Annotated in this window: 9 protein-coding genes and 1 pseudogene; all 10 read left to right on the forward strand. The window is 59.6% G+C overall.

Features of this window, described 5'->3' with window-relative positions:
• Positions 1 to 322 precede the first annotated feature (322 nt).
• Entirely contained in the window at positions 323 to 2,638 is a 2,316-nt protein-coding gene (locus CHB87_RS13395) for an arylsulfatase (protein ID WP_089408943.1), read from the forward strand.
• Between the two features lie 90 nt (positions 2,639 to 2,728).
• Positions 2,729 to 4,192: a sulfatase-like hydrolase/transferase gene (locus CHB87_RS13400; RefSeq protein WP_089408944.1), complete on the forward strand. Its 1,464-nt coding sequence runs from the start codon at positions 2,729 to 2,731 to the stop codon at positions 4,190 to 4,192.
• Positions 4,193 to 4,235: 43 nt separating this feature from the next.
• A complete protein-coding gene (locus CHB87_RS13405; protein WP_089408945.1) occupies positions 4,236 to 5,675 on the forward strand; it encodes a sulfatase family protein in 1,440 nt (479 codons plus the stop codon).
• A 497-nt stretch (positions 5,676 to 6,172) separates the two neighbouring features.
• Entirely contained in the window at positions 6,173 to 9,511 is a 3,339-nt protein-coding gene (locus CHB87_RS13410; RefSeq protein WP_176441756.1) for a TonB-dependent receptor, read from the forward strand.
• 222 nt (positions 9,512 to 9,733) lie between these two features.
• Entirely contained in the window at positions 9,734 to 11,134 is a 1,401-nt protein-coding gene (locus CHB87_RS13415; protein WP_176441757.1) for a sulfatase family protein, read from the forward strand.
• A 68-nt stretch (positions 11,135 to 11,202) separates the two neighbouring features.
• Positions 11,203 to 12,987 carry an arylsulfatase gene (locus CHB87_RS13420; protein WP_176441758.1) on the forward strand — a complete coding sequence of 595 codons (1,785 nt, stop codon included), beginning with the start codon at positions 11,203 to 11,205 and terminating at the stop codon, positions 12,985 to 12,987.
• Positions 12,988 to 13,357: 370 nt separating this feature from the next.
• Positions 13,358 to 14,329 carry a formylglycine-generating enzyme family protein gene (locus CHB87_RS13425; RefSeq protein ID WP_089408949.1) on the forward strand — a complete coding sequence of 324 codons (972 nt, stop codon included), beginning with the start codon at positions 13,358 to 13,360 and terminating at the stop codon, positions 14,327 to 14,329.
• A 125-nt stretch (positions 14,330 to 14,454) separates the two neighbouring features.
• Entirely contained in the window at positions 14,455 to 15,927 is a 1,473-nt protein-coding gene (locus CHB87_RS13430) for a sulfatase-like hydrolase/transferase (protein ID WP_176441759.1), read from the forward strand.
• Between the two features lie 382 nt (positions 15,928 to 16,309).
• Positions 16,310 to 17,893, forward strand: coding sequence for an ISL3 family transposase (locus CHB87_RS13435; protein ID WP_425432480.1), 1,584 nt, complete (start codon positions 16,310 to 16,312; stop codon positions 17,891 to 17,893).
• A 109-nt stretch (positions 17,894 to 18,002) separates the two neighbouring features.
• Positions 18,003 to 18,737: pseudogene (locus tag CHB87_RS13440) on the forward strand (ISNCY family transposase); the annotation flags it as partial.
• Between the last annotated feature and the right edge of the window lie 66 nt (positions 18,738 to 18,803).

Below are 18,803 nucleotides of genomic sequence, written 5' to 3' on the forward strand. Positions count from 1 at the left end.
TTCTTGACACATCGGCAAACGATTTGTACCTTTGAGAAAGTTTTACATCCCTCTGCCTCGGAACCCTTCGGAACTTCATGCTGCGCTCTGCCACCCAACCGGAATATCGCCTCTGTAGCGCGTGTTGTCCACGCTGCTCGGGGCTGTGTTGTGGCCTCTGCCTCTAAGTTCCACGCCTCGCTTCCCTATCGCTCTGCCATAACCTGACACACGATCGTGCTTGCCAGGATGATGCTGCCCATAGGCATTTCATTGCAGCTCCATGTGCATGGCATCTCGCATAGCGTCGTAGTCCGCCCTTCGAGTATCTCCCAGAGGAACCATGAAACGACCGATGATCTCCGCACTCGCTGCCGTTCTGCTTTTGCCACCGGCTGCCGCCCTTGCACAGTCCCCAGCGGCCGCACAGAGTTCCGGCGCGGCGCCTGGTCCACAGTGGCCCACGGGCCCTCTGGCTACCAAAGGCGCGCCCAACGTCGTGCTTATCCTGATCGACGACGTTGGCTTCAGCGCGACCGCAACCTTCGGCGGCGCGATTCATACACCGAACTTCGAAGCTCTCTCGAAGAACGGCCTTCGCTACAACGAGTTTCATGTGAACTCGCTCTGCTCGCCTACGCGAGCAGCCTTGCTCTCCGGCCGAAACAATCATCAGGTGGGCTTCGGCACGGTGGCTGAAGCAGCCTCAGGTTATCCCGGATACAACGCACAGTGGGGCAAGAACGCCGCGTCTATGGCGGAGATTCTGAAGGCCAACGGGTACAGCACGGCAGCCTTCGGCAAATGGCACAATACGCCACTGTGGGAGACTACCTCCGCAGGTCCTTTCGACCGCTGGCCGACCAACCGCGGCTTCGAGCACTTCTACGGATTCATCCAGGGCGCCGACAACCAGTACTATCCACGTCTCTTCCGCGATACGGTTCAGGTGGAACCGCCGGCCACACCGGAACAGGGATATAACTTCACCACGGATATCGCCAGCGATGCGGTGCACTGGCTGCACGCGCACGATGGCATCGCACCCGACAAGCCTTTCTTTCTTTACTTCGCACCCGGGGCCGTACATACTCCGCTGCAGGTCTCAAAGCAGTGGATCGATAAGTACAAAGGTAAGTTCGATCAGGGTTGGGATAAGTTGCGCGAGGAGACCTTCGCACGCCAGAAGAAGTTAGGCGTCATCCCCGCCAATGCCGAGCTTACGCCACGTCCAGAAGGTCTGCCCGCATGGGACTCCCTGCCCGCAGCGGAGCAGAAGCTGCTGGCGCATCAGGCGGAGGTCTATGCGGCCTTTGCCGAACAGGCGGACTACGAGGTGGGACGTGTATTGCAGACCATCCGCGACGAAGGTAAGAGCGATAACACGCTGGTGCTCGAGATCTTCGGCGATAACGGCGGCAGCGCGGAAGGCGGTATCGAAGGCACGGACCTGCTCAGCGATACGGGCGCGAACGCAAGCATCGCCGAGCGTGCCGCGGTCAGCGATGAGCTGGGCAGCGAAGTCTTCATGAATCACTACGCCGCAGCCTGGGCCTGGGCTCTGAGCGCTCCATTCCAGGGCACGAAGCAGGACGCCTCGCACCTGGGCGGAACACGCGATCCACTGGTCGTCTCATGGCCCGCGCGCATCAAGAATACTGGCGGATTGAGGACGCAGTTCCAGCATGTGAACGATGTGGCTCCAACCATCTACGAGGCCGCGGGCATCCAGTTCCCTTCGACCTTTGAAGGCGTTCCGCAGATTCCGCTCGAAGGCTCCAGCTTTCTCTACACCTTCGATCATCCCGACGAGCCAAGCCATCACCATGTGCAATACTTTGCCACGAGCGGCAACCGCGCCATCTACAAGGACGGCTGGTGGGCCGGCGACCGATACGCCTACACCTGGGAGCCGCGCGGCGCCTTCACCCTCGGCGCGCACAACGATCTCGATCGTCACCCATGGGAACTCTATAACCTGAACGAAGACTATAGCCAGGCGCACGATCTTGCTGCAAAGAATCCTGAGAAGTTGAAGGAGCTTCAGGCACTCTTCCAGCAGGAGGGCGAGCGCAACCATGTCTTTCCGCTGATCCCGACGCTGTCGCAACAACCATCATCCTTCAATGGAAGGAAGGTGTTCGTCTTCCGCGATGGCGTGGAGCGCCTGCCCAACCGTGTCGGCCCGCAGCTCGTCGGCCGTCCACACCAGATCACGGCCGATGTGCAGGTCCCTGCAACCGGCGGCGATGGCGTGATCATCGCCCAGGGCTCTCGTTACGGCGGGTTCACGCTCTACGTCAAGGATCACCACGTGATCTATGAGGTAAACGCCTACGGCAAGCGCGCCGGACGCATCGTCTCGACAGCGCCGTTGGTGCCGGGTGCGGCACACATCGAGCTGCAGGTGATCCCCGAGGCGCCGAAGGCGAACTCCGGCACACTCACCATTCTTGGCCCGCGTGGCATTCGCGCCGGCAAGGTGCTGCTCACGGTGAATGATTTGCAGCAGGAGGCGGATTTCGCGAACGTCCTCGGCGCCTCACCCACGGAGACGCTGGATATCGGCAGCGATCTCGGCTCCGCGGTCAGCAAGGATTACATCAGCCCCAACCGTTATACCGGCAGCATTCAGACGGTAACGGTAGAGCTGAAGTAACGCACGCAGAAGCCTGGTTCGCTGCCCCTGTCGCCAGCGAATCAAGGCTCCTCGTGGCAAGTGAATAGAGACACAGAAGGAGCGAGCGCAATGCCGGAAGACAGCGGAGCAGGTACAGAGGTATCGCGTCGCACGTTTCTAAAGGGTGCTGGAGCCGCGGGCGTTGCCTCGCAGCTCACGCCTGCTCTCGCCGCATCCAGCGCTGCGCAGCCGTTTCATCCGAACGTCGTTTACATTCACTCGCACGACTCAGGACGCTACCTGCAGCCGTACGGATACAACATACCGACACCTGCCCTGCAGCGTCTGGCGAACGAAGGCACACTCTTCCGCAACGCCTTCAGCGTTGCACCAACCTGCTCGCCCAGCAGGTCCGGGCTATTGACCGGTCTGTATCCGCATAACAACGGAATGCTGGGCCTGGCGCATCGTGGCTTCGCGCTCAACGACTACAAGCAGCACATCATCCATACCCTGAAGGCCGCTGGTTACATCTCGGTGCTTGCCGGTGTGCAGCATGTGGCCAAAGCTCCGGAGACGATCGGCTACGACATCATCGTGCCGCGCAGTCAGACGCAGGCCAACCATCTCGGCACCACCGCAAGCGTGGCGGCGCCGGCTGCGGCGGAGTTTCTGGACAGCCGACCGAAACAGCCGTTCTTCCTCGATGTAGGCTTCTTCGAAACGCATCGTGAGTATCCTGAAGCCACCGCGGACGATCCCGCCAACTATACAGCGCCACCGCGTCCCATACCCGATGCGCCTGCGACGCGTAAAGACTTTGCACGTTATCGCGCAAGTGCGCGCCTGCTGGATAAAGGCGTGGCGACGGTGCTCGATGCATTGGACCGCAATGGTCTCAGCGAGAATACGCTGATCATCAGCACAACGGATCATGGCATCTCGTTCCCGCGCATGAAGTGCAATCTTACCGATGATGGCTGGGGCGTCTCGCTGATTCTGCGTGGGCCGCGAATCGGTAAGGGAGCCGTGCAGGATGCGCTAATCTCTCACCTCGATGTCTTCCCAACCCTGTGCGAGTACCTGGGCATCCAGCCGCCTGCATGGCTGCAAGGCAAGTCCTTCCTGCCGGTACTTGCAGGCAATGTCTCCGAGATTCACGAGGAGATCTTTGCCGAGGTTAATTATCACGCTGCGTATGAGCCACAGCGCGCCGTGCGGACCTCGCGCTGGAAGTACATTCGCCGCTTCGGAGACAAGACCACGCCCGTGCTTCCGAACTGCGACGACGGCTTGAGCAAGAGTCTGTGGCTCGAGGCGGGCTGGGCGACACAGACAGTCGAACAGGAGAGCCTCTACGACCTTCTCTTCGATCCGACGGAGCACCGGAATCTTGCAACCGACCCTACCTATGGAGCAACCTTGCAGGATATGCGCGCTCGGCTGCAACGCTGGATGGCCGCCACGCAGGACCCTCTGCTGAAAGGCCCCGTGGCGGCGCCGTCCGGTGCAGTCGTCAACGACCCCAATGGCATCTCTCCCAGTGAGCCCGTGCGTCTGGCGTCGTCCTTTGCCGGGCGATCGTTAAAATGAAGACCCTTCCATACTTACAAGCTTCCCGAAAGTGGAGTGAACGATGAATCGTCGTGAGTTTCTCAAGCAGAGTGCAGTCGTATCCCTGGCCGCAACAGCGGCGCATGCGGCGCCGGCCCAAGCGTCCACCACGAAGAAGTGGAATGTACTGTATGTTTTCAGCGACCAACATCGTGCAGCATCGCTGCCGGGGGAGCCCTTCAGTCAGGTGGAAGCGCCAACGCTCGACCGCTTTCGACGGCAGAATCTGTCGATGGATTGTTGCATCTCGAACTACCCTTTGTGCGTGCCGCATCGCGCGATTCTGATGAGCGGACTCTACCCAAACCAATCCAATGTGATCGGCAACGAGAGCACGCTCCAGCCGATCGTGCCGGGCCTTGGCGAGACCTTCAAGAAGGCCGGCTACCACACAGGATACGTAGGCAAGTGGCACCTCTATCGCGGTGAAGACCAGTTCGTCCCGAAGGGTCCTTATCGCTTTGGATTCGACGACTGGCACGCATGGGCGAATACGAACAAGCATTACGATGGCATCACCTTCGATCAGGAGACCGGTGAGCGCAAGACCCTGCCCGGCTATCAACCAACGCGCATGACCGACCAGGCGATCGAGTTCCTGGACAGCCAGAAGGGACAGGACAAGCCCTGGCTCCTGGTCGTCAGTTGGAATCCTCCGCACCCGCCCTATAACCCGCCTCCGGAGGACCGCGATCGCTACGGCGCGCTGAAGCTTACTACCCGCCCGAACGTCCGTCTGCCTATCCCCGCGGACCACCCCGCGCAGGCATGGCCGGCTCTACAATCCTTCGATACGCTGCACGAGGCTCAGCAGGGCTACTACGGCGGCATCACAGCCATCGACAAGGAGTTTGCGCGCCTGCTGAAGACGCTGGACGACCATGGCATGACCGGCAACACCATCATCGTCTACACCTCGGATCACGGAGATCTGATGGGCTCGCACGGGCACATGGCCAAGCAGATGCCTCATGAAGAATCGTGCCATGTTCCTTTCTTCCTTCACCACCCTGAAGCGAAGACGCCACACGCCTCAGATGCGCTGTTCGCGTCCATCGATATCTATCCAACCCTCTGTGGGCTGGCAGGTATCGCTGCTCCTCAGCATTGCTCGGGACGTGATTTTTCCGCACACATGCTGGGCAGGCACGCATTCAAGGAAAGCGAGATGGTCTTCTTGATGAACAACCAAGGACCACCGAATCGGCAGGAGGTGAACACGCCGACCTATCGAGGGCTACGCACGAAGACACATACGTATGCCGTGCAGTTGGATGGCCGGTGGGTGTTGTATGACAACATAGCCGACCCCTACCAGATGAAGAACCTCATCGCCGATCCGAAGTCCACGCAACTCATCGAGAAGTTCGACGCCGCGCTGATCGCGTGGAGCAAGTCGACTGGCGACGCCTTTCCATACGAGACAGCGCTGAAGAGCTCTTCGAGTTATCCAGGGGCTTAGCCGTTTTCAAGCTGTCTCACATACCAAAGTGTCGATATTGAAGGGCCGTATCTTGCCACGAGCAGCAGGCGAGGTACGGCGCGGACTTTGACAAGAGGATGAGTCTTTCGTACCCTAAAGTTGTGAACCCCCTCACACAGACCGCTGGTTGTTGTTGTCGCTGTTGTTGTTAGTTCCGCTATCGACGCGGCGTCTGTGTTCCCCTGCATAAATTTCTTTCCTCATTCCTGTTGCGCGGCGATGATGCCGGGCAACTTTGAGGCGCGATTCCTGAAATCGCTGCAGGGTGTCTGTATTTGGGGTTTGCTTTTGACGCAATAGAGCTGTACGGCTCTATCTTCCAGACTCCCCGAACTCTCTTCCACTTCGCACCTTGATGCATGTGCAATGCAGCAAGGCGGCCGGCCTTCGCATAAGCAGGCTGAGTCACGTTTGTTCAGGAGTCGCCGTTGAAGCCCTCGAAGTTCTTGTTCCGCCTTTTCTCTTTGATCCTGTTTGTGGCTGCCGCAACGTTCGCGAACGCTCAAACAACCGACGGCAGCATTTATGGCGCCATCACCGATGCAACCGGCGCGGCCATCTCTAATGCGCAGGTGGTCATCACGGACGTGCATACGGGTGTATCGCAGTCCAAAGTGACGAATCGCAAGGGCGAGTACCTGTTCCCCACGGTGCTGCCCGGCGACTATAGCGTGAAGGTGACGGTCGACGGTTTCAAGACGGCGACGGAGACCGGTGTCAACGTGCAGGCCAACAGCAATATCCATGTACCGGTTGCGATGGCTGCCGGTGGTGCGAGCGAGAGCGTGTCTGTCGAGGCCGGTGTGACGCTGGTCGACACGCGTGAGGCGCAGGTGTCGAACACGATCGACCAGGCGCGCGTGGAGAACCTGCCGACGCAGGACCACAACGCCTACGCCCTGCTGGTCACGGTGCCTGGCGTGTCGAACTTCGGAGGCGACGGATACACCAGCACCCGTGGAGGCACCACCCTCAGCGTCAACGGATTGCCGACCGATCAGTCCAGCTTCTACCTCGACGGCGCATACGACACCAACTTCTATGGCCCTGGCGGCAACAAGGCGCCGAGTCCCGATATGCTTGACCAGTTCCACGTGATCACCTCGAACTTTGATGCCGAGTTCGGACGCTCGCCGGGCGCGGTCATCAACATGATCTCGAAGCGCGGCACGAACAAGTATCACGGGACGGTATTTGAATACTGGCGCAACGACGCCATCGATGCGAAGGGTTTCTTCAACACGGTCTCGCCCTTGCTGCGCCAGAACCAGTACGGTGCGACCCTTGGCGGTCCGGTTCCCATGTTTCGGGATAAGTTCTTCTTCTTCGGTTCGTACGAGCGCCTGGTCGTCCACCAGACCGCCACGGTGAACTCGCAACAGACCTTGACGGCTGCCGAACGCACCGGCGATTTCAGCGCGGACACGCGGGCTCCGGCGACCTTCACTGCCTTTCCCGCAGCGTACCAGTGCGGGCTTGGCCCGAAGGTTATCTGCCCCACGAAGATCGACCCGGTTGCGAAGAGTCTGTTGCAATTCATTCCGGTGTTTCAGAACAACGGCACACCGCAGGAGCGGTCGCTGGCGAACGTCAATAACGACGAAGGTCTTGGCCGCCTCGACTGGCGCGGATTCAGCAAGCACACGATCTATGCGACTTACTTCCGCTCACAGGGTCTGAGCCTGGATCCGGCGGCAGGCGGCAATGGCGGGATCGGCATTGCTGGCTCGGTTCCGCAGTACTCCGGCATGACCGAACTGGAGAACCAGCAGAACGCGATTGTGGCCGATGACTGGCTACTCAACAGCCGAACCGTAAACTCGATGCGCGGCTTCTACACCGCCAACCGCTACATCATCAGCAACCAACTGGGGACCGCGAACTTTGCCTCCAGCCTGGGCAGCGGCCAACCGCAGGGCAGCAACATCACCTCGCCGACGTACTATACGGCCACGGGCTACTTTACGCTGGGCCCGACTGGCGCTGGTCCCAGCGATGTCAACCAGATCTCGTTCGGCTTGATCGACACCGCTACGCTGCAGCTTGGCCGTCATGCCATCAAGCTCGGCGGAGCATGGATCTCGGACAAGTACAGCGAAGACGGTAAGGGAAACTCGAACGGAAACTATACCTTCAACTCGAGCGGCCTGACCACCTTTCCGCTTGCGGATTTCATGATCGGATATGCGACCACGCTGAATCAAAACAGCGGCGTCCGTCACCGCTTCCGCAACCAGGACCCGGCGCTGTTCCTGCAGGATGACTGGCAGGTAACCAATCGCCTGAACCTGAACCTTGGCATCCGCTGGGAGCTGGTTCAGCCGTGGCTTGGCGATAACAACGAGAGCCAGGTGCAGGAGGGCGTGCAGTCGACCGTTGCGCCGAATGCGCCGCTGGGTCTTCTCGTAGTGGGAGACAAAGGCGTGAAGGATGGCTCCTTCCAGACCGCCTATAACCGGTTCGCTCCGCGTGTCGGCCTGGCGTACGACGTGTACGGCAACGGCCGCACGAGCTTCCGCGCCGCATACGGCATCTTCTATGAGCAGGTGGAGGAAGGTACCATCGGCGGCCAGGTGCAGGAGCCGTACACCATTGCACAACAGACGAATGGAGTCACCAGCCTGCAGTGCCCGTATGGCGGGACCTACAGCGGTGGAAGCTGCCTTGGGGCAAGCTCGCCCTTTCCCTATACGTTCTCTCCAGGCAACGCGAAGTACTACACGAACACATCGCTTTCGGCATATCGTCCGGGTGAAAAGAGCACGCCATATGCGGAAGAGTGGAATGCGCAGGTCCAGCAGCAGGTCGGCAAGAAGGTTGCGTTCACCATCGGCTATGTGGCAATGAACTACATGAAGCAGTACATCCAGTTCGACATCAACTCGCCGAAGTTCTTCCCCGGTGCGCCCGTGACCGAAAACCCCTACACAACCAACGCAAATGGAATCAACTGCCGCAGGCCGTATGAGCCTTACCGTCTGGGTGGAATCGTCAATGCCGCGAACTGCACCTTCCTGACGACCGCCGCGGGAGGCTACACCGATGCGCAGGGTAAGCCGCTGCAGTTCGGCGCGATCAACCAGTACTTCCCGGCGAATAACAGCCACTACAACAGCCTGCAGACTCAGATCAATGGACACCTGAAGACGTTCGACTTCAATGCCAACTATGTCTGGGGCAAGGTGCTCACGTATGCGACGCCGACCGTCGACCAGACCGATATTCGTAAGAACTACGGGCGCGCCGATGTCGACGTGCGCAACCGGTTTGCCTTCTCCGGTACGTATCACACGCCGGCCGTGCATCTGTGGGGCTTCTTTGGCAAGGAGGTCCTCAGCGGCTGGGCACTGAACGATATCAGCACCTTCCAGTCCGGCTCCCCGTTCACGGTGATGGCGAATGTGGACGTCAATCGCGACGGCACGACCAACGACCGCGTCAATGTCGTCGGCGATCCTTACAAGCACTATCGCAGCCACGTGGATATGGTCTACAAGGGCTACCTGAACGCCGCGTCGTTCCAGCAGCCCTGCGGCGCCTCCGCGACCGTCGCCTGCACGAGCCCCTATGGAAACGAGCAGCGCGACTCGCTCACCAATCCGAATAACTGGCAGAGCAATATCTCCGCGTTCAAGGAGTTCGCTCTGCCGAGACAGCTCACGTTCCAGTTCCGCGCGGAGGCGTTCAACGCCTTCAACTATACCCACCTGACCAGCGTGCGAAATAACCTGACAGTCTTCCCAACGGCGATCAACGCGTTCCAGAGCGCGGATGCAGGGCGTGTTCTGCAGTTCGCCGGGAAGATCATCTTCTGATGAAGTAACAGCAATTTCAGACGGTAGCGCGGCACACTTAAACGAACGATTGCCGGAGCACCCAGTAAGTCGACTTATCTCAGGGAGAAGCCATTGAATCGCCGCGAGCTCATCCGAAACACACTCCTTGCTGCCGGCGCGAACGTCGCCACGAGCGGACATGCCCTCATGGATGTTTCACCGAGCAAGGATAAGCCGGCGCCACGCACGTCTGATGGTCCGATGCCGAACATCTTATGGATCTGCGCGGATCAGCAGCGCGCCGACACGATCGCGGCTCTGGGCAATGCAAAGATTCGCACGCCGAATCTGGATAAGCTTGTCGGTCAGTCGACCGTCTTTACCAATGCATTTTGTCAGACGCCTATCTGCGGCCCCTCGCGCGGCAGCTTTCTGACCGGCCGATATCCGCGGGAGACAGGCCTGCGTTCGAACGCTGAACGTATTCATGATTCCGAACGAATCGTACCGCGCATTCTTGCCGACTACGGCTATGACTGCGGCCTTGTCGGTAAGCTGCATCTATCGCCTGCCGACCACAGGATTGTCGAGGTACGCACGGACGACGGCTATCGGGTCTTTGAGTGGAGTCATGATCTCAGCGACAACTGGCCCGGTAAGAACCAATGGCGGAACTGGCTTGCGACCCAGAACGTGGTGTGGCCGGAGCCGCCGAAGGGTCGCCATCCTGCCTGGGGAGTGCCGATCGATCCAAAGTATACGCAGACGGCGTGGTGCGCTCAGGAAGCCATCAAGTTCATGCGGGAACACCCCAAAGACAAGCCCTGGCTCATGTCCGTCAACATCTATCAGCCGCATGCACCCTTCCATCCCACGGAAGAATATCTCTCGCACTATAAGGCAAGTGACATGCCCGCTCCCGCTTACAGGGAGGGAGAGCTGGCAAACAAGCCGAAGCATCAACAGGTCGATCACCAGGGTGCGTACGGTGGCACTGGCATGTCCTTCGTCAAGACGAGCGACGAAGAACATCTTCTCATCAAGGCCGCGTACTACGCGATGATCGAGCAGGTCGACACCGAGGTCGGCCGCATGATGGCCGCACTCGAAGAGCTCGGCATGGCGGACAACACCATCGTCGTCTATCAGAGCGACCATGGCGAGATGCAGGGCGACCATGGAATTTACATGAAGGGCCCGTACTTCTACGACTGCCTGACGCGTGTGCCCCTCATCATCCGCTGGCCCGGTCATGTGAAGACCCAGAAGATCGACGCTCTCGTCGAGCTGACCGATCTGGCGCCTACTTTGTTGGAGGCCGCAGGAGTTCCTGTTCCGCCCGGGATGCAGGGCCGTTCGCTCTATCCGATTCTGACCGGCAAGAAGACGCAGCATCGCGACTCCGTCTACATCGAGTATTACGACGCGGTGGCGAAGTACGATCCTACCCCGATGGCGACTTGTGTCCGTACGGAGAGATACAAATGCACCTACTATCAGACGCTTGCGACCGGCGAGCTCTACGATCTGCAGAAGGATCCGGGTGAGTTCGATAACCTTTGGAATGTGCCGCAACACGCAGGCGAGCAGATGGCCATGATGGAACACCTGCTCGCTCGTATGATTCAGAGTACCGATCCACTTCCCTTGCACCAGTTCTAGTGGCTAGTATGAAGCACGACGAGACAGTGAGTATCAGGACTTATGTGTGTAGCACGGCAAGGAGAAGCATGGCGAACCGACGGGACTTCATGAAGTTAGGCGCTGGCATAGCGGCATCGACGCTGGCAGCGAAGGCGAGTGCGGCATTTGTTCCTCCAGCATCGCACGCTGCGGGCTCCAAACCCAATATCATCTTCATTCTTGCGGACGATCTGGGCTTCTCGGACATCGGCTGTTTCGGCTCCGAGATCTCCACGCCGAACCTCGATCGCCTCGCCGCGCGCGGCATGCGGATCAGCCAGTTCTATAACAACCCGCGCTGCTGCCCTTCACGCGCATCGATCATGACCGGGCTCTATTCGCATCAGGCGCATATGGGCAACATGGTGGTGGACCACAATCGCTACCCATTCATCGAGTACGACGGCATCCTCGCAGCCAACACGCTTACCATTGCGGAAGCACTGAAGACAGCCGGCTACAACACCGCGGCCGTCGGCAAGTGGCACCTCGCTCCTGAGACCGAAGAAGGCAAACGCAGCTGGCCCCTGCAGCGCGGCTTCGATAAGTTCTGGGGTATGATCGCCGGCGCTTCGGTTTACTATGAGTCTCCCCACCTGATGAGCGGCAACGACCCGCTGCCGCCACCACCGAAAGACCAGTACCTCACCGACCTATGGGCCGATCATGCAGTGTCGTATGTGAACGAGTTGGCGAAGGAGAAGAAGCCGTTCTTCCTCTATACGGCCTTCAACGCGCCGCACTGGCCCATCCAGGCGCCGGAGGCAGACGTGCAGAAGTATGCCACGCGTTACGCAGGTGGATGGGACAAGCTTCGCGAAGAGCGTCATCGCAAGCAGCTCGACCTGGGCATCCTGCCTGAGAAGTGGAAGCTGACGCCGCGCGATCCGCGCGTGCCGGCGTGGGACGACGCCGACGATAAGGAGTGGGAGATGCGGCGCATGGCCGTCTACGCCGCCATGATCGACCGTCTCGATCAAGCCATTGGACGCATCGTCGATGCGGTCGAGAAGGCTGGCGCCACGGAGAACACCCTCATCCTCTTCATGTCGGACAATGGCGGCAATGCGGAAGAGATAGGGCGCGGCAACCGCACGACGCCCGTAAAAAATGCCGAAGGCGGCCCGCTGCATACCGCTGCATCGGAGACTGAGGCAGGGCCTTGCGAGAACGGCATGACCTGCGCGGGCAATGTTCCAGGTGTCATGCCGGGCGGCGAGAGCACCTTCCAGAGCATCGGCATTCCCTGGGGCAACTGCTCTACGACGCCCTTCCGCCTCTACAAGCACTATGCTCACGAAGGTGGAATCAGCACACCCTTTATCGCCTGCTGGCCGAAGCACCTCAAGCCGCAGTCCAGGCCTGTCGACGCGGTAGGCCATGAGACAGACCTCATGCCGACCTTCCTCGAGCTTGCGGGAGTGACCTATCCCAAGCAGGTAGCGGCCGGGCCGATCCCTGCCCTTGTGGGCGAAAGTCTCCTACCCGTGTTCGATGGCCGGCAACGCGCCCGCGGCCCTATCTACTGGGAGCATGAAGGCAACAAGGCCGTGCGCGATGGCAAGTGGAAGCTCGTGTCAAGGTTCCCCGATCAATGGGAGCTCTTCGATATGGAGGCCGACCGCACGGAGCTGCATGACCTGGCAGCGGCCCAGCCGGATCGTGCGAAGAGCATGCAGGCCATGTGGGATGCATGGGCGAAACGCGTCGGCGTGCAGCCCTGGCCGATGCCTCAAACGCCGCCCCCTGAGCGAAGTGGAGAGCTCAGAACACCACCTTATCTGCGGAAGAAAAGCGGCGACGAAAGCATGGGTGTTATCCACGAACAGTAGAGCGCGACAGTCTGACTGAGAAGCCGCGCCTAGGGAAACTCTGATTAAGATAGGTCCGGGCTTTAGCCCGGACAATAAGCCCCGCAGAATCAGTGGGGCTTTAGCCCCTTGGGATATGGGTTGAGGACTTAATCAGAGCACCCCTAAGCCCTTGCTTCGACTTGACGCACATGGGAGGAGAGACTAATCTCTGCCTATGAACCAGTTTCACCAGATCGGTTGTTGCTGCCGCCCGCTCCAGGCGCGTGTCCACGATCTACCGCGCATCGCCTAGTCGAAAGCAGCCTAAGCCCGGTTTCTCTTGCTTTTTATCCACATACAACGGCTGTCGTTCGTCACAGTGCATCCGCAATCATTCCTGGAGACAACGATGGAACAGTTAGAGCCCACAATCAAGAGTTGCTGCACTCCCACAAGCATTCGTGGCACGGAGACGAAGCTTACAACCTCGATTCTTCCAGTCAGTGTATCGACCGCTCCGGGCACGAGCCGTATGATCGCGCTGCCCGGAGGCGAGTTCTTGATGGGCACCGACTACGAAGAAGCCTTTGCGGCCGATGGTGAGCGACCTGTAAGACGAGTTCGTCTCAAGCCATTCGCGATCGATATCTATCCCGTGACCAACGCGGATTTCGCAGCATTTGTGCAAGCCACAGGCTATAAGACCGAGGCTGAGGTCTATGGCTGGTCGTTCGTCTTCTGGAATCACATCCCGAAGAAAAAGCGTGCCGCGCTTGTGACCGATACGGTCGCGGGAGCGGAGTGGTGGTGCCAGGTTCCAGGTGCTCTCTGGAGTGCGCCGGAAGGCCCAGGCTCCGACGTAAGGAAGAGATCCGATCATCCGGTCGTACACGTAGCCTGGAACGATGCACTTGCTTATTGCGATTGGTCAGGTAACCGGTTACCTACCGAATCCGAGTGGGAGTACGCAGCGCGCGGCGGACTCGTGCAGAAGCTTTATCCCTGGGGAGATCAGCTTCGTCCCGGCGGGCTACATCGCTGCAATATCTGGCAGGGCAAGTTTCCTCAAGAGGATACCGCCGAGGACGGATACGCCGGCACGTCGCCCGTGACAGCTTATCCGCCGAACGACTTCGGAATCTATTCCATCACCGGCAATGCTTGGGAGTGGTGTGCAGACTGGTTTGGAATACCCGATCCTGCGGAGGAGATCGCGGAAGATCCGCAGGGTGCGCTCACAGGAAAGGCCCGCGTCATGAAGGGCGGCTCGTTCCTCTGTCACAAGTCTTACTGCAACCGTTATCGTGTCGCGGCCCGCAGTTCCAACACGCCGGATAGCTCCACCTCTAACCTGGGTTTTCGCTGCGCTCGATCGCTGTAACTCATTGCGGAGATGAATGCCATGATGCACACATGGAATGAAAGGTGAACATGCCGAAGTTTACAGAGAAGATCACGCGGCGCAACTTCGTTGCTACTGCAACAGCCGGCGCGCTGGGACTTGCCGTGGAGCGGAGCGCCATGGCAAAGGCACCCTCGAAGCCCGCGAAAAAGCCCAACATCCTCTGGATCATGTCCGATGAGCATAACGCCACCGTCGCCGGATGCTACGGGAACAAGCTGGTCCAGACGCCGCATATCGACTCTCTCGCGCAGCAGGGAATTACCTTCGATGCGCACTACTGCAACTCGCCGCTCTGCGTGCCCTCTCGTCTTTCTTTGACTGCTGGTAAATATGCATCGCGCGTGGACATCTGGGGACTGACCTGTGAGCTGCCCGATGCAAACATCGCCTCTCTGCCGCGCGTGCTTAACTCCGCTGGATATGAGTCTTTCCTTTGCGGAAAGCAGCATTACGATTATTCAAGACGGTATGGCTTTACGGAAGTCGGCGGAGATTTCAATAAGACCTACAAGACGGGACGCGGGCGTCGTCTTCCTCCAACGCATCTGAAGCAAGCGAAACTGTCGCCGCGGTTCGATGAGTTTCATGCCGGCGACCACGGCAGCACGGTCGAGCACGATCGACGTGTCACGGCGGGAGCAGTAGACTTTCTGTCGAAGCGTGAGGATGCCGATGAGAAGCCTTTCTTCCTTTTTGTTGGGTACCTCGCACCACACTTCCCGCTGATCGTGCCGCAAGAGAATGTGGCGAAGTATCGTGGCAAAGTCGGCATGCCTGAAATCCCCGAGGGCTTCCTCGATCGCATTGCCCTCAATTACAAAGTGCAGCGTGCTGGCTTCGAGGAGATAGGCGTGCCCGACGATACGGTTCGCAGTGGACGCGAGCTTTACTACGGCCTGGTCGACTGGGCCGATCAGCAGATTGGACACGTGCTTGCCGCTCTGCGCGCGCATCCGGAGGTCGCGGAGAACACCGTCATCATCTACTCCTCCGACCATGGCGAAAACATGGGCGAACGCGGACTGTGGTGGAAGAACTGCATGTACGACTCCGCGAGCAAGGTTCCGCTCGTCATCTCCTGGCCGAAGCGCTGGAAGGGGCAGCAGCGACGCGGTGGAGCGTCGTCCCATCTGGACCTTGTGCAGACCATCGTTGAACTCGCGGGGACTCGCTCACCGAACGATTGGAACGGCGAGTCCATGTTGCACTGGATGGATCGCCCCAACACTCCATGGAAAGACCTGGCCGTCAGCGAGTATTACGCGCACAACACAGCGTCGGGATACACCATGATTCGCAGCGGTGAGTGGAAGTACGTTTATCACAATGTGATCGACGAAGACCATCCTGCACAACGCGAACTTTATAACCTTGCCCATGATCCGAAGGAGTTCACGAACCTTGCGAATCTGCCCGAGCATAAAGCGCGGGTCGAGACACTTCATCAGCGCATGCTGAAGGAGGTTGGCGCGGACCCCGATGAGATCGAGAAGCGCAGCCGTGAGCAACTCGCCCGAGGATATACCCGGCCAGATCCTAAGCCTGCCTGGGCGGTTGAAGGGGAGAATGGCTAAGTACCTTCCCTACCGATTCCGCCCGATAAGACACTTAGAGAGCAAATTACCTATAGGTATTGAGCACATCTCAAATTGTCTGTCATCCTGAGCGCAGCGAAGGATCTGCTTTTTCTTTTGTTGCTGCTTGGTCTTGCTCGGCACCATAAGGTAGTCCGCTCTAGAATGTGAGTTTTGCGGCACCTGCTGCGTGCGAAATACAGACTCGACAGAGCTTATGGAAAAAGTATAGAAAAAATAAGTTACAGATACTTACAAAAGCAGGTGTCTGTAACTTGATCTGCTTTTCTAAATAGGTTCTGCCGCACATTTGGTGATTCTTTCCAGGCGGTGTTTTGAGGCGTAAGACAGAGGTAGCTCTGAAGATCTCCGTTCCCCGCCTATGCGTCAAGGAACGCTGGTCCCTGATACTACGGAAGTCGGATTGGTCAGCCTCGGCCGCGTCGCCGGGGCCGTCGAGATGCGGTTGAAGACGTGCCGTGCCTCGGCCATGTGTCCGGCGTGTGGGACATCTTCTCAGAAGGTACATAGCCGGTATAACCGGCGCCTGGCCGACCTGCCGTGGGATGGTGTTCCAGTCCTGATCCACCTGCAGACGCGGAGGTTTTTCTGCGTGGAGCCGGCTTGCCCGCGTAAGGTATTCACGGAACCGCTGCCGGGTACGGTAGTCCGTTATGGCCGTAAGAGTTGCCGGTCGGGAGAGGCACTTCATTGGCTGACGCTTGCCCTGGGCGGCCGGGCCGGGGCCAGGCTTGCCCAGCGTCTGGGGCTGCTGGCGAGCCGGTCGACGCTGCTGCGAGAGCTTCATCACCATCGGCCTGCACCTCTCGGTCAGGCCCCGCGTGTGCTGGGCATCGACGACTGGGCTTGGCGCAAGGGGCATCGCTACGGAACGATCCTGTGCGATCTGGAGACGCGTAAGGTGGTCGACCTGCTTCCCGATCGCGACGCCAACACGGTGGCTGCATGGCTTCAGCAGCATCCCGGTACAGAGATCGTCAGCCGCGACCGCGGCGGCATCTACGCCGAAGCCGCACGCAGAGCCGCTCCGCGAGCCGTGCAAGTCGCCGATCGCTGGCACTTGTTGCGCAACCTGAGCGAAGCCTTGCGGCATGCGCTTGCACCACACCATCACCTGTTCGCGCAGGCAGCAATGGCCTGCCGGCCAGGGGAACCTGACCCTATTCCAGCTCCCATTGCTCCATGGAGCCAGCGCGAGCTGCTGGTTCAACAAGCCAACCGGCAGAGGCGGTATGAGAGGTGGGAACAGGTGCGGGAGCTGTCTCTGAAGACGGGCGAGTCCGACCAGGAACTGGCACGGCAGCTTGGCATCGATCATCGAACCGTGAAGAAGTTCAGGACCGCCGAGCTGTATCCAGAAGCGAAGCCCCGTGTCCGTGAGTCCATGGTCGACGACTATGCGAGCTATTTGGATCAACGGCTGAGCGAAGGCTGCCGGAGTTCTATGACATTATGGCGTGAGCTGCGTGAACGAGGCTTCCGAGGGCAGGTGAACGGTGTGCGCTACTGGCTTCGGCAACGCCGCAGCTACCGGACCAGAGCTGCAAGCCCACCCCAACGACCGGCTCTGCGCGCCTCGCCGCGACAGATCGTCTGGTTCATCCTGAAAGCCACGCCCGCCGCGAAGGATCTGCTCCAAGAGGTGTACCGGAAGGCACCCGAGATCGGCCGCGTCGCGGAGCTTGCCACGAGCTTCTTTCGCATCTTCCGCGAGCGCAGCCTGGAGGCGCTGCCGGCATGGCTTGAAGCTGCACAAGCCACCGCCTTGGCCGGCTTCGCTGCGGGCTTGGAAAGGGACATCGACGCCGTGCGCGAAGCGCTCAGACTGCCGTGGAGCCAGGGCCATGTCGAAGGGCAAGTGCACCGACTCAAGCTCATCAAACGCCAGATGTACGGTCGCGCCGGCTTCGACCTCTTGCGCCTGCGCGTCGTCCAACAGGGCTGAAAATCGGGCGCGCAATCCACCCGCAAAGCCACAACAGACCATCACCAAATGTGCGCCAGAACCAAAGAAATGTCATGTTCCCGCCCATTAGAAGTGTCAGGTGCAAGGGATGGGATGGATATCGATGAGCGAGCGCGATCTGAAGCGGATCGAAGTGTTGAGTGAGGTGCGGGCTGGGCGCCGGACGGTGGCTGCTGCGGCAGCGGTTCTTGCGGTCAGCGAGCGGCAGGCTTACCGGCTGTTGGCTCGTTATGAAGCCGATGGCGGGGGCGGGCTGATCCACCAGGCCCGCGGTCGGACCTCGAACCGCAGTAAGAACGAAGGCATCCGGAAGTATGCGGTCGAACTGGTCAGGACCCGCTATGCCGACTTCGGACCTACGCTGGCAACCGATATGCTGTTCGACAAGCATCAGCTTCGGGTGGGTAAGGAGACGCTGCGGCGTTGGCTGATCGCCGACGGAGTGTGGTTGTCCCGGGTTCAGCGGAAGACCTTCCATCAGCCTCGGCTTCGACGCGAGCACTTGGGCGAGCTGATCCAGATCGACGGCAGCGACCACCGCTGGTTCGAGCAGCGCGGCGAACCCTGCACCCTGCTGGTCTTCATCGATGACGCGACCAGCAAGCTGATGCAACTGCGCTTTGTACCCAGCGAGAGCACCGACTCCTACTTCGCCGCCCTGCACGGCTATATCGAAGCTCACGGCTGCCCGGTCGCGTTCTACTCGGATAAGCACAAGGTCTTCCGCGTGAACAAGCCGCATGCGAAGGGGGGCCAGGGCATGACGCAGTTCGGCAGCGCGCTGGCGGAGTTCAACATCGAGATCCTGTGCGCCAACTCCACCTACACCAGTACGGCGGTTTCGACCACGGTGTATGAGGCCGGTGCGGCTCTGGTCATTCTTACATTC

This window comes from Granulicella rosea (assembly GCF_900188085.1).
Lineage (GTDB): Bacteria > Acidobacteriota > Terriglobia > Terriglobales > Acidobacteriaceae > Edaphobacter > Edaphobacter rosea.